Below are 13,949 nucleotides of genomic sequence, written 5' to 3'. Positions count from 1 at the left end.
ATATAATATTTACTTATATAAATATTTTTTTATTAAAATTCACTTGTTTCAATAAATTCTTTAAATCAACTAAAGGACTTTTTCTTATATCGTTTTCCACTACCATTATGATAATCATCATAGTCAACATATATTAAACCATAACGTTTAGACATTTCATTTGTAGAAAGACTAACTACATCTATTGGAGTCCACATAGTATAACCAAAGACATCTACTCCATCAAGAATTGCTTCATTTATTTGAATAAAATGTTCTTTTAGATAATCTATTCGATAATTATCATTCACTGTATTATTCGCATCCAATTTTTCAACAACACCAATTCCATTTTCTGAAATAAATAATGGTAATTGATATCGATCTCATAATTCATTTAATGTAATTCTCAACCCAATAGGATCAATTTGTCATCCTCATTCTGTGGAGTTTAAAAATTTATTTTTACCTCCGATTATTAAATTTCCTGAATTATTATCTTGAGTATTTTTTGATACAGTTGAAGTCATATAATAACTAAATGTAATATAATCAACAGTATTTTCTTTAATTACTTTTAATTCTTCTTCTGTAATATTGATTTCTATTTTTCTTTCTCTAAAGTATCTCTTTGAATATGTTGGATATATTCCCTTTGCCACAACATCATAATAAAAATATCTATTCATTTGTTGAGTTAGTAAATTTTCTAAGATATTAATTGGATTACAATCACTTGAGTATGTAGTTATATTAGCAATCATACAGCCCATCTTAATATTTTTTGAAATATTTTTTGATAATTCAATCACTTTTGCTTGAGCAAAAAATTGATTATGTAAGCCTTGATATGATGCATTTAAAAACTCATGTTCAGTTTTATAATCTTCTCTAAAAATACCTAATCCCGTAATTGGTGATAGCGTTGCCACATTTATTTCATTAAAAGGTAATCAATATTTAACTAAATCTTTATATTCTTCCATTATAGTACTAGCAAACTTAATGTATAAATCTATAACTTTTTTATTTGATCACCCATTATAATTTTTAGCAATTGAGTATGGAATATCATAATGTTGAATTGTAAGCATTATTTCCATTCCACTTTTTTTACATTCTTCAAATACTTTTCTGTAAAACTCTATGCCTTCTTGATTTGGTTTATTTTCATCTCCATTAGGATAAATTCTTGATCAAGAAATTGACATTCTGAATATTTTCATCCCAGCTTCTTTAAACAAAGCAATATCTTCTTTATACTTATGGTAAAAATCTATACCATATCTTTTTGGATAATGAAGTTTATTAACATTTTCAATTGACTTTTCATATTCTTTTTTAGAATAATTATTTATTTCTTCAATACTTTTTCTATTTAAATTAGGATTAAAAGGTCTCATTTCAGCTAAAGTTAAAGACTTACCACTTGAGTTATAAGCACCTTCTATTTGAGAAGCAGAAGTTGCTCCGCCTCATAAAAAGTTTTTTCTTACAAATTTCATTATTTTTTCTCCTATGTAAGTATTTTGTATCAATTTTAGTTAAAAATAAATAGTAAGTTATATTTTTTATAGTACTTTATAAAATGTAAAGTAATTTTCTATTATAAATATTTTAATTATTAATAAATTATTCTATATCATTGTAATTTATATTTTTAAAAATCTTTATAACTTTTTAAAAATATAAAAAAATAGCATATGTAGTACTATTTGTCTTGATGACAATTGTGAATTATCTAATGAATAATCTATTATCATTTTTTTTGTAAATTTTAAATTTATCTTATCAATTTGTTTTTCTGAAGCAATAATAAAGTTAGTATAATCTGCGTCATAAGCTTTATAAAAATTGTCAATAAGTGTATCATTATCCCTACCAGTTAATATTAATAAATTAAAACCTTTTTCATTATTAACTTTTGCTTTAAATCTAAACTCATTATTTAAAACTGTAACATTTTTTCCATATTCAATTAAGATATTTGCAAAGTACTTTGAAGACTCAAATGCTTGATAAGAAGAATAAATATTGATAAAACTACTCTCCTTAATTTTTTTACAAATACTATTTATAAAATCTTCATTATAAGAAATTCATTTTTCAATTAATTGAAAAATTTCAAATGTATCTGACCTTTCAATCTGTTCATAATCAAGTTTTTTTCATTCTGTTTTCATTTTAAAGTTTAATTCTCTAAAACCTGAAAAACCCATTTTTTTAGAAAACTTGGTAATAGTTGAAATTGATACAAAAGTTTGTGCTGCTAATTCCTCTTGGGAACAGAATATACCTCTTTCAGCATTATCCAATATTTTTTTAGCTATTATTTTAAAAGTGGTATCATCAAATTCTTTACTAATAATTTCCAATTTCTCAAATACATACTTCATTATCATTACCTTTTAAATTTTCATTCTTTCTTATATATTTAATGATAATTATAAAAAAAAAAAAAAAAACATTTAAATTTAAATAAAAAATGTTTTTTAAGTTTAAAGTAAATTAAAATATTTTTTTACATCAATTAATCGTTGATTTGAACTTCCCCTATATAGAATATTAGGGTCATATAACTCTTTTACAAATCTACCATCTACTAATGTATCTATTTCAAGTAATAATTTGTACATAGAATATTCTTTCTCATTAGAATTATCTTTTTTTGCTATTATTTCTTCTATAGTAAAACCTGTATATAGTCATATATTTAAACCAGTTTCTTTTTTTAGTTTTTTTACAAAAGGTAACAATTCAATTGCACTAAACATTGGATCTCCACCACTAAAAGTAATTCCATTTAATAATGAATTTGATTTAATTTCTGAGATAATTTCTTTTTCATATTCTTTGTCAAAGTCTTTTCCTATTCTGAAATTTCAACTCAAAAGATTATGGCAACCATAACAAGCATGCAAGCATCCAGCAATATAAATAGAGTATCTAATTCCAGGACCATCACTTATTGTTTCTTTAAAAATTTTAAGTATTTTCATTAATTTTTAATTTTATGCTTTACTCTTTCTGATTCTTCAGCCTGCTTTCCTTTATTTCAACACTCTAAGTCTCCAACTAAATATCCTGTAATTCTTCTAGTTCTTGAAATTTCTTTACTATTACACATTTGACAATATAAGGGAATTAAAGAAGTATAATTACATTTTTTGCATCTATCTACAGGATGATTTAAACTTCCATAATTTGTTCCATGAATTCGCATTGCATTAATTATAGAAAGAACAGCATGTAAGTTTTTTTTAGCTTCACCATCTAATTCAACATAACTTATGTTACCAGCCAAAGTTAATAGGTGATATTCTGCTTCTCTTTTAATTTTTTCAATAGCACTAATATTATAATAAACTGGAATATGATTTGAATTTGTAAAGTATTCCCTGTCAGTAACTCCAGATACTAAGCCAAAAACTTTTCTAGTTTGCTTTGCCATTCTACCTGCAACTGACTCTGCTGGTGTTGCTATAACTCCGAAATTTAAGTGAGTTTTTTCTTTTCATATAAGTGAAACATTGTTAATAACTTCTATAATTTCTAATCCAAATTTTTGTGCTTCGTCATTTTCACCATGGTGGAAGTTTAACAGTGCTTTTAATGCTTCTGCCAAACCAACAAATCCAATTGTTAACGTTCCTTGCTTAAAAACATCTTCTACAAAATCTTGTGATTTTAAATTAATTCCCCCAGATAAAATATTATTGCTCATTAGAAATGGAAATTCTTTTGCAATAGCTGTTATTTGATAATCATATCGAATTTTTAATTGATTGCAAATTTCTTGACTATAATATTTAACCCTTTCTAAAAATAATGTTTTTATTTTTGAAGAATTAATTTTAGAGTAATTAATTATTTCATTTTTAAAAAAACCTTCTTTTTCTAAAAGTTCTAATGCTATATAAGGTAAATTTAATGAAGTAAAACTTAAATTCCCTCGCCCAACTGATGTTTTCTCACCATTAATATTTTCAAAAACTCTTGTACGACATCCCATTGTTGCTGGTTCATAATATCAAGATTTACTATCATTTTCATTTCATAACTGATGTTGATTATATTTTTGATCTAAAAACATAAAATTTGGAAATAATCTTTTACCCGTTGTTTTAATTGCTTCTAAAAATAAATCAAAGTTTTTGACATTTCAAATATTACTTTCATTGAATCATTCTTCCTGACTTTGATTCATTGCTTTTTTGTAATCTTCTTCTTGAAAGTTTACTAAATCCTTAACTTTAAAAATAACTATTGGAAAAATTGAGGTTTCACCATTTCCTAATCCTTTTTCTAAAGCTTTAAATAATGATTTTGTAACTTGTCTTCCCTCATTTGAAGTATCAGTTCCTAAATTTATTGAAGAAAAAACAACTTGATTGCCCCCTCTTGAATGTTGAGTATTTAGATTATAAATAAAACCTTCCATTGCTTGATTAGTTTCTCTAATTGTCTCTTTAATTGTTAATTGATTTATTTTATCAAAATCTTTTTGGGAGATATTAATTTTTGGTAAATATAAATTAAGCATTTCTCTTTTTAAATTTTTAAACTTTATACTTTCATCTTTCTTTATATCATTTATTTTATTTTTATCAAAATCTATGTTTAAAAAAAATAAGAAGTTCTTTAATTTTTCTAAAAGAATTTTTCTAAAAGTTTTATTTACTCCTGGAGCCATAAAATAATCAAAAGCTGGAATTGATTGTCCTCCATGCATTTCATTTTGCGCCGTTTGAAAAATAATTGATGCTAACTCAGCATATACGCCAATTGATTGAGGTTCTTTAATCAAACCATTTTTTGTTTTAAAACCATTATTAAATATTTCCTCAATATTATATTGAACACAAGTTGCTGATTTTGTAGCATAATAATCCAAATCATGAATATGAATTAATGAACTTTTATGTAACTCTGCATGCTTTAACTTAACTAAATTTTCCAATGCAAAATTTTTTGCTGATATTGAAGCAAATTTCATCATTTTACCACTTGGTGTATCACCATTCATATTTGCATTTTCATTTTTAATATCATTATTTATTGTTGAAATTACTTGATTAAATTCTATAGTAATATTTTTACAAGAACTTTTATTTTCTTTCATATAATATACCCCTTTTAAATATATATCATTTTTAAAATTTAAAAACTAAACTTTTTTGTTTAGTTGTGAGTTAATACTCTCAAATAAAAATAAAAAATCAACTTATAGAAAAAAGTTGAAAATAAAATAAATAATATAAACACTTTTATACTTTCAATTTATATAAAAAAATAATAAATTTTATAGTATAAACTATTAAATGAAAAAAACCTCATATTAAATAAGGTTTCTAATCAATAATATATTTAAATTTTGATAAATTACTCTTTTATTAATTTGGCTAAAATACCATAACATCCAGCCTTATTTTCTAAATTACTTTTTATTATATTTATATTTTCAATTGGAGAAAAATTTTTAAATAAAATAATATAATTATCAGCTTTTTTAATTATCGTATCCAAAAATTTACTATTAGAACTTATTCCCCCTCCAATAGTTATTGCTTCAAAATCCATCAAAAAATTTAAAGAAACTAAATACTTAGTTAAGCTTGTTGTTCATATATCAAAAACTTTAACAGCTATTGGTTCATTTTCTTCAACTAGTTTCATAAATGATTTACCATCAGTTATTTTTTTCATTCTAAAATTATTTTTTGCTTTAGCTGTTACAACATCTTCAATTTCTGAAAGTTCTCCTAATTCAATTGAGTCCGCATATCTTTTTAAATTTGCACCTGTTGAAGTACTTTGAACAACTAAATTAATGTTCTCAGAATCAAAATTTGCAAATAGCTTTGATAATTCACCAGCTCCTCCTTTAAAACCTTTGTAAATTTTACCATCAATAATAATTCCTCCACCAAGACCTGTTCCAACAGTTACATGAAGCATATTTTTGTATTTTTGCTTTTGACCAAAATAATATTCTCCATAAGCTGCAGCCTTGGCATCATTTTCTATTTCAAATACTTCTATATTTTTTAAGTCACTAAAAAAATCTTTTAAATTAATTTCTTTAATATTTGTTAATGCAGATTCAGATAATATTTTATAATTAATTGAATCAATAATTCCAGGAATACTAATTCCTAAATTTATTTTAATATCTTTTGGTAAATCATTTTTTATTAAACTAAAAACATAGTTTGCATCTAATTGTCATGCATTTGGTTTTTTAGTATCATCATAAGAAATTATATCCTCTGATATTATTTTATTGTTATGATCCATAACAATTTTTTTGGTACTTAATCCTCCAATATCATATAAGTAATTTATATTTTTCATAAACTAATTGTCCTATCTTTCTCAAATACTATTTAATTATTTTGTTAATTTTTTATTTAAATTATTTTCCTGTGAGATTTTTTTTATAATACTATTTAAAGTAATTTTAGTATCAACTGGTTTTTGTAATTTATAAGTTATTTTTAAATCATTTAAAGCATTTTTATATAGTAATTTTATTGAATAAAGATTATCTTCTGATAAGTAATCTTCTAATAATTTAAAATTACTTAGTACTACATTTTCTTTAGTCTTAATAAGTTCATCTAATCATTTTAATTTATCAGTCATTTTGATATCTAACTGCTGGATTTTATTTTGTAGTGTTTCTTTTTTCTTTAAAAAATAAATATCTTTATGTTTTTCCATAATTGTTTTAGCTTTTAAAGGTTTATTTTTATTAATCAAATTACATCCTTGTTGAAATAATCTATCCTTAATTTTATTTTCTTTATCAAAAATAATCTCTAATTCAATTTTATATTTTAAACTTTCAATTAATAATTTTTCAAGTTTTTTAATTTTAATAATTTCTTCTTTTGTAAAAAAGTTTTCTTCTGCTCTTAAAATATTTGTTACTTTTAGTTTGTCTTCAGAAGTTAAATTAAAATTTGATAAGTTAATTATTTTAATAACTTTTGCATTATTTTTTTTAAGAATATTATTTTCAAGAACTCTTTCTTTATACATAAATATTGTAAACATTAATGCTAATCCAGTTGCCATCACACAGCATAATATATTATATAGACCATTCAAAGTATTGGGTACTAACTCAACAGTTACAATTTCTGGATTTATTGGGTTTGAGAAAAATCCAAAGAAGGAAAATACTCCTAAACCCGTATTAACTCTTTGTGAAACACTTAATATATTACTGAAACAACCCGCAAAGAATGCTCCTAGAGTTCCTGCAATGAAAGGTCTTACTTTAGGTAAGTTAATTCCATAAACAATTGGAGCAGGCACACCAAAGAAACCAGTAATTACAGTTGAACGAGCTTCTCTTTTAGTTGCACTATTTTTAGAAATAAGGATAACTGCAATAACAGCTCCTACTTGTCCTCATACAGAAAATTCTGCACCAGGTGTTAAGTAACTAACCCCATCTGTTAATACCTGCATTTGTGAAATTTGAGCAACTGCTGAGTGCATACCTACTATAACTAAGGGCTGTCAAATTAAAGCATAAATACCAGTACCAATTCCAAGTGGAGTTTTAGTAACAAACCTCAAACCAACACCAATTAATTGCTCAAAAATATATCAAATCGGTCCAATAATAAAGAATGTTATTAGAGCTGCAATTAATAATGTTAAAGCTGACTTTAGAATTAATTCTAAAGATTTTGGCACTCATGTTATAATTCAGTTTTCAATTTTCTTTGTAGTTAAAACTGCTAATATTACAACAATTACCCTTGCTCCTTGAGGCATTACTTTTATTGAAGAAAGACCATATCAAATAGAATCATCAGGACTTATTCCAGTTTTAAATAAATCTCAACTATAACCAAATCCTATTGGTCCCCCATCTCCAAATATTAAAGGACTACCTAAAATTAAACCAATCGACAATCCTAAGAATATATTTAATTTAAAATATTTTGCAGCACTTATTCCTGCTAATATACCTATAAATCTCAAAGGCGTATTAGCTATTACATATAACATTGCTCACATTACATTTGTATCTCTAATATATTCTTGACCTGGTTTCAATCCTGTTTCTGGTATTTTTAAAACTATATCTGGCATTAACTTTGTTATTTGTAATATACCAACAAATGCCATTATAATTCCAGCTCCAATTAATATTGGAATTAATGGAATCATGATTGAAGAAAGAGCAACTAACATTCTCTTTCCAAGAGACATTTTTCTATTTGCCAACAAATCGAATTCTCCAGAATCTTCCAGTTTTTTTAAACCTGTATATAATTTATAAACACTTTTGCCTAAAATTAATTGCAGTTCATTATTTTTTCAAACAACTCCCTTTACTTGTTTGATTTTTTGAAGTGAATCAATATCTACAAGAGTTTTATCCTTTATTTTAAATCTAAGACGAGTTGAACAATTGTAAGAATTACTATAATTTGCTTTTCTTCCAACAAGTTCAATTATTTGTCTTGCAATCAGTTCTCAATTTGAACTAGTTTTAAAGTATTCATCAGCTTTAATATCTTTTTCACTTTCTAAAATTGATTCAAAAGTACCTATTAGGTCATTTTTTTTAACCTTTGTTGCTCCTGCAAAATAAGGTTGAAAAATTCAATTCATTTTATTAGATTCATCATTAATTAAAACAGCAATATTAGTATTTTTATGGACTACTTTTAAATAATCTACATTTACTTCTGCTAATTTCTCAAAGTTTTTTATTTTTTCATTTTGCTCTTTTGCAATATTAAAATATTTACTATCTTCTTTTTTAAAGTCAAGACACATATTTATCATAATAGAAGAATCCAAATTTTCCTGCTTTAAAAATAAACCATGTTTTGTTTCAAAAACCAAATCAATATTAGCATTTTCAATTGGATTATGAATTTCATTAGATGTAGCAGATATGAAATAACCTGTTCCTAATAAATTATTTTTAAAAACATTATCATCAATATTTTCTATTATGTCTATAACACCATCGCAAATAGCATATACATTTAAAACTTTTTTGTGCATAAATAATTCCTTTCAAAGTTTTATTTATTATAGGAATATTAATCTATTTTTAATGCCTCTTCTGTTAAACCAATTCTTTCATAAACCTCTGGAGGTGTATCAACAGATTTCATTTTTTTAATTAATTTTTTAATCATCATTAATTCAATTTTTTTATCTTTTAATGGATTTAATTGCTTTGGATCTTTTTCTAAGTCAAATAATAAATCCCCATATTTAAATGAATTTGGTGTCATAGGAAATTCTTGTAAATTATATTTCATCATTGGCATTCCATTTGAATATCGTGTTCCCTTTACATACTCCATATTATTTAAAAAGAAACTTGGTAAGAACCCCTTCATAAAATTAAAATTTAAAGTATACTGAGTATTTGGGAAATTTGCTTCACTTTTAGATGCTTTCATAAAAACATATTTTCCATCATATATATTTACATGACCACCATTATTTCCAAATAAAATTTCTTTGTGATTGTTCTGATCTTTTTTTAGAGCTTCATAAATTGAATTTCCATCTTGATCAAAATTATTTTCCAACTTGAAATAATCCAATAAAGTTGGAGCTATATCAATTGTTTGACATAACTTGTCAAATCTTTTTCCATCCATATTTGAAAATTCTGGAATGTGTAAAAAGAATGGCGTATGAATTAATTCATCATATCAAGGTGCTGCTGTTTTACCAACAAAGTTATGTTCACCAGTTAAGAACCCATGATCTGTATTTACAATTAACATTGTGTCTTTTCATAAATCATTTTCATCAAAGTAATCTAAAATTTTTCCTAAATAAACATCTATCATTGAAATTAATGCAGCATATTCTATTTGAAGTTTCTTAACTGTTTCTGCATCTTTTTCTTCATCATAGTGACTATATTTAGGTCAATTAGGAATATTGTCTGTATATTTGGCATCATAAATATCTCGATATTTTTGAGGAGTTACAAACGGTTCATGAGGGTCAAAACACTCAATTTGTAGTAACCAATCATCTAAATCCTTATGACCTTTTAAAAACTCAATTCCTGATAACATTGTTTGTACACTAGGATAACTTGTATCATCTTGCGTTAAATGTGCTAAATTAGATTTTCCATATTTCAAAAAATTATATTTCTCTGGTCTAGTTTTTGGGTCAAAAAAAGTATTTATATTATTTTTATGAGGTTGTTCGTGATTTTTACCATATGCTGCAGGAATTCATTGATCATATTCTTGACCTCTAAATCCTTCTCAAGTATTATATCTTGTATGATAAGTTCCTCCACCATCTTCTCAGTAATGTCAATGATCTGTTGTTAAGTGTGTATAAATATCACTATTTTTTAAATGCTCAAATACTGAGTTATCAAAAGGTTCTAATTGACCTCAATCTCTATGTAAAAAATTATATCTTCCCGTATGTATTTCTCTTCTTGCAGGCATACATGGCATGCTTCCTGCATAAAAATTATCAAATGTCATTGTTCTTTCGCCTAGTCTTTTAAAATTTGGTGCATGAACTCAATCATTACCATAATTAGGTAAATACTTTCTTGTTAAAGTATCAAACATTAATATAACTGCTCTCATTTTTTCTCCTTTGTAGACTAATAGTAGCCTACAAATATAATATAGTAAATATTCCAAAATTAATATACATTTTTGGAATTATTACTATGAAAATGAATTCAATGTAATAAATTTTATTTAAATTAAATCTAAAATTATTTTTATGATAGAAATTCAAATGACAATTATTAATAGTCACTTAATATAAATTTCTTTTTTAATAACTTTTTTTAAATATATAGCTGCAATAAAACCAAGTATAACTGGTATAGCAAAAACTAAATTCTTGACTCAAATCTCTTTAACAACTCATGGATTATAACCCATAGATATTGGATTTAAGATTAAAGAGATAAATGATGAAACCATGATTAAAGAATGTGAAATTGGTGCTGCAGAACTAATTTTTAAAGAAAAAATAATTATAAGTAGAGGCATTATTATAGGACCACCACCCATTCCAGTTAAAGATGTTATAATTCCACCAATAAATGAAATTAAAGATAATAAAATAATATTAATTTTATCACCCTCATTATTTATTATGTAAAAGTTTTTATTAAGCTTATATTGCTTTTGACTATTATCTTTTACTTTTAAGAAATATTCTGAATAAATTAACATAAAAGTTACAATAATTAATGTTACTGCTACAATAATTTTAATTACAGCATCTGAATTAATACTTTTAGATATTACATTTCCAATTAAAATAGAAATTGTTGAAAAGACGACTCCTACTAATAAAATTTTATAGTTAAGTCTTTTTTTTACTATTTCAATTGCAACGTTCATAAAGGAACCTAAAAATACTAAAAATGTAGATATATATTTTATCTCATTCAATTCATCATTTAAGAATACTAGAAATAAGGGAACATAAAGTACCCCTCCTCCAACTCCTGAAATTGATCCCAATATTGAGATCAATAAAACAATAATAGATAATCATAGTAATGTAATTCCCATTTTTATATCTCCAAATAAATTTTACAATAATAATTGCATTTTTTGGAAAAAATTCTATAATTATATTAATGGAGGAATTATGATTTTAATAAAAAGTGGTAAGTTTTTAATGGGAAGTGAATCTGAAGATGGTTTTATTTATGATAAAGAAGGCCCTCCTACTCTTATAGAGATTAATGGCTTTTATATCGATGAAACTTCTGTCACAAATGAAGAATTTCAAAAATTTATTAATGAAACTAACTATATAACTGAAGCAGAAAAATTTGGTAATTCATTTGTATTTGCAGCTTTGTTAAATAAAGAAGAAAGACTTAAATATCAAAAAGCAGATTTAATGGGTATTTGATTTGATGTTCCTGGTGCAAATTGAAAACACCCTCAAGGTCCTAAATCAAATATTATAAATAAAATGAACTACCCCGTTGTTCATGTTTCATTATATGACGCTATTGAATATTGCAAATGATCTGGAAAAAGATTGCCAACCGAAGCGGAATGAGAATATGCAGCTCGAGGTGGTTTAATACAAAATAAATTTAGTTGAGGAAATGAATTAAAACAAAATAATAAGCATAATTTAAATATTTGAAATGGAGACTTTCCGTTTGGGAATACATTAGAAGATGGTTTCTTAGATTTAGCTCCAGCAAAAAGTTTTGAACCAAATGGTTATGGAGTTTATCAAATGTTAGGAAATATTTGAGAATGATGTATAAATGCAAAAAATGTTTCCTTAGAATATTTTCAAAAAAAGAAAACTAATGAAATATCTAATTTAGAAATTAATGAAAATAAAGATTATGCCATAAGGGGTGGTTCATACTTATGTCATGATGGTTTTTGTAAAAGATATAAAGTATATTCTAGAAATGGAACTGCACCAAGATCAACTGCTGGTAATATGGGTTTTAGATGTGTAAAAGATATCTAATAAAATAATTCAATTATAATTTTTTTAGAACTTTAAAATATACTTTTCATAAGTAAATTTTTTAATTAGATTTTTTTCGTATTTAAATCCAAGTTTGTCAAGAACCCTTTTTGAAGCTAAATTCTCTGGCATAACTAAAGTTGAAAATAAACTAATGTTATATTTTTCATTATAAATTTTTATTAACTCTTTAGCAGCTTCAGTACAAAAACCATTTGATCAATAATCTTTATTAATAATTCATCCAAAATTTGCTTCATTACCATTAATTCTGAACTCTATTGTGCCAATCATTTTATTATTTTCTTTCAAAACTATTGCAAATTTATTTTCAGAGTTTCTTAGAAAATAATTTTTTATATTCAGCTTTGTATCTTCAACTGACTTATGTTTTTCAAACTCTACATATTTTATATTTTCTGAATTTGAAGCATATTCAAACATATCAGAAGCATCTTCTAAATTAACTTTTCTTAAAATTAATCTTGAACTAAAAATTATATTTATCATTTTAAATTTTCCTTTTAATACTATCTTTAGTAAAAATTATTCTTATAGCTTTTCTAGAAATGCTAGTGCTCCAATGTATCTAACTGCCTTATTTGCAAAACCATTAGCTTTAGAAACTATCTCAATAATTTTTTCTTTTGATGAATCACTACATATTTTTTCTGTAACGTAATCATTTATTAAAAAAGATATAAAAGCATCACCCGCTCCTGTTGTATCTTCTACAATATCAGATTTTATAGTACTTACAAAAATAATTTCATTTTTTCAACCACACATTGTATCTTTGCTACCTCTTGTTATACAAATTAAACTTTTGGGATTATTATTCATTAAATTTTTTAATGCTTCAGTTTCATTATTAATTTGAGTTAATAAAAATAATTCCTCATCACTTAATTTAATTAAATTTGCTTTCTCCAAAAATTTACTACACAAACTTTTAAATGTAGCAATTTCTTTTTTAGTAGTTCAAAGTTTATCTCTAAAATTTGGATCAAAACAAAAACTGATTTTATTTTCATTGGCAAATTTAAATAAATCTCAATAAGATTTATTTAAATTTCCTGATAAAAAGGCAGTAGCACTACCGAAATGAATAAAATCAATTTCCATTAATTTCTTTTCATCAAATTTAGATAGTGAGAAATCAGCATCGCTATTTCTAATAAATTCAAAAAACCTTTCTCTATTTTCATCTAGTGTAACTTTTGCAATTGTTGTTGGCAGCTTTGAATTTTGAATAAAATCTCTTTTAATATCAAATTTTTTTATTAACAGCTCTATTTCTTGTTTATACTCATCATTTCCTAAGCTTCCCATAAAGTAACTTTCGTTATTTTTTAAAGCTGCAATTGAACATGCAACATTAAAACTTGCTCCACCTACTTCACTTTGAATATTTTTGCCATGAGAATAGACATCCATTAAAACTTCACCTATTGAAATTATTTTTTTCATAT

At 24.6% G+C, this 13,949-nt stretch carries 11 protein-coding genes; 1 reads left to right on the top strand and 10 read right to left on the bottom strand.

Going from position 1 to position 13,949, the window contains the following annotated elements:
- Positions 1 to 32: 32 nt before the first annotated feature.
- From AACL04_RS01795 to AACL04_RS01760, 8 genes are all read right to left on the bottom strand, one after another.
- On the bottom strand, positions 33 to 1,484 hold the full coding sequence (locus tag AACL04_RS01795; RefSeq protein WP_339030877.1) for a glycoside hydrolase family 1 protein: 1,452 nt from the start codon (positions 1,482 to 1,484) through the stop codon (positions 33 to 35).
- Between the two features lie 165 nt (positions 1,485 to 1,649).
- Entirely contained in the window at positions 1,650 to 2,375 is a 726-nt protein-coding gene (locus tag AACL04_RS01790) for a hypothetical protein (RefSeq protein WP_339030875.1), read from the bottom strand.
- A 102-nt stretch (positions 2,376 to 2,477) separates the two neighbouring features.
- The gene (gene nrdG / locus AACL04_RS01785) at positions 2,478 to 2,978 is read right to left on the bottom strand and encodes an anaerobic ribonucleoside-triphosphate reductase activating protein (protein WP_339030873.1); all 501 of its coding nucleotides are present in this window, start codon (positions 2,976 to 2,978) and stop codon (positions 2,478 to 2,480) included.
- Complete coding sequence (locus AACL04_RS01780; RefSeq protein ID WP_339030871.1) at positions 2,978 to 5,101, bottom strand: anaerobic ribonucleoside triphosphate reductase; 2,124 nt, start codon at positions 5,099 to 5,101, stop codon at positions 2,978 to 2,980. Before AACL04_RS01780 ends, nrdG begins: the two co-directional genes overlap by 1 nt.
- 260 nt (positions 5,102 to 5,361) lie before the next feature.
- Positions 5,362 to 6,333, bottom strand: a complete 972-nt coding sequence (locus tag AACL04_RS01775; RefSeq protein ID WP_339030869.1) for an ROK family protein — start codon at positions 6,331 to 6,333, stop codon at positions 5,362 to 5,364.
- A gap of 36 nt (positions 6,334 to 6,369) precedes the next feature.
- A complete protein-coding gene (locus tag AACL04_RS01770; protein WP_339030867.1) occupies positions 6,370 to 9,018 on the bottom strand; it encodes a PTS transporter subunit EIIC in 2,649 nt (882 codons plus the stop codon).
- 38 nt (positions 9,019 to 9,056) lie between these two features.
- Positions 9,057 to 10,595, bottom strand: a complete 1,539-nt coding sequence (locus AACL04_RS01765; protein ID WP_339030865.1) for a sulfatase — start codon at positions 10,593 to 10,595, stop codon at positions 9,057 to 9,059.
- Positions 10,596 to 10,712: 117 nt separating this feature from the next.
- A complete protein-coding gene (locus AACL04_RS01760; RefSeq protein WP_339030863.1) occupies positions 10,713 to 11,543 on the bottom strand; it encodes a sulfite exporter TauE/SafE family protein in 831 nt (276 codons plus the stop codon).
- Positions 11,544 to 11,622: 79 nt separating this feature from the next.
- On the opposite strand from AACL04_RS01760, the gene AACL04_RS01755 reads away from it, so the two are divergent.
- On the top strand, positions 11,623 to 12,477 hold the full coding sequence (locus tag AACL04_RS01755) for a formylglycine-generating enzyme family protein (RefSeq protein ID WP_339030861.1): 855 nt from the start codon (positions 11,623 to 11,625) through the stop codon (positions 12,475 to 12,477).
- A gap of 24 nt (positions 12,478 to 12,501) precedes the next feature.
- On the opposite strand, the gene AACL04_RS01750 is transcribed toward AACL04_RS01755, so the two are convergent.
- Both AACL04_RS01750 and AACL04_RS01745 read right to left on the bottom strand, forming a co-directional pair.
- On the bottom strand, positions 12,502 to 12,987 hold the full coding sequence (locus tag AACL04_RS01750) for a GNAT family N-acetyltransferase (protein ID WP_339030859.1): 486 nt from the start codon (positions 12,985 to 12,987) through the stop codon (positions 12,502 to 12,504).
- Between the two features lie 42 nt (positions 12,988 to 13,029).
- A complete protein-coding gene (locus tag AACL04_RS01745) occupies positions 13,030 to 13,947 on the bottom strand; it encodes a carbohydrate kinase (protein ID WP_339030856.1) in 918 nt (305 codons plus the stop codon).
- Positions 13,948 to 13,949 lie beyond the last annotated feature (2 nt).

The sequence above is a fragment of the Spiroplasma endosymbiont of Cantharis nigra genome, assembly GCF_964019925.1.
GTDB lineage: Bacteria > Bacillota_I > Bacilli_A > Mycoplasmatales > Mycoplasmataceae > Spiroplasma_A.
The sequence above is the reverse complement of the archived record's forward strand: the minus strand, read 5'-3'. Positions and strand labels throughout refer to the sequence as shown.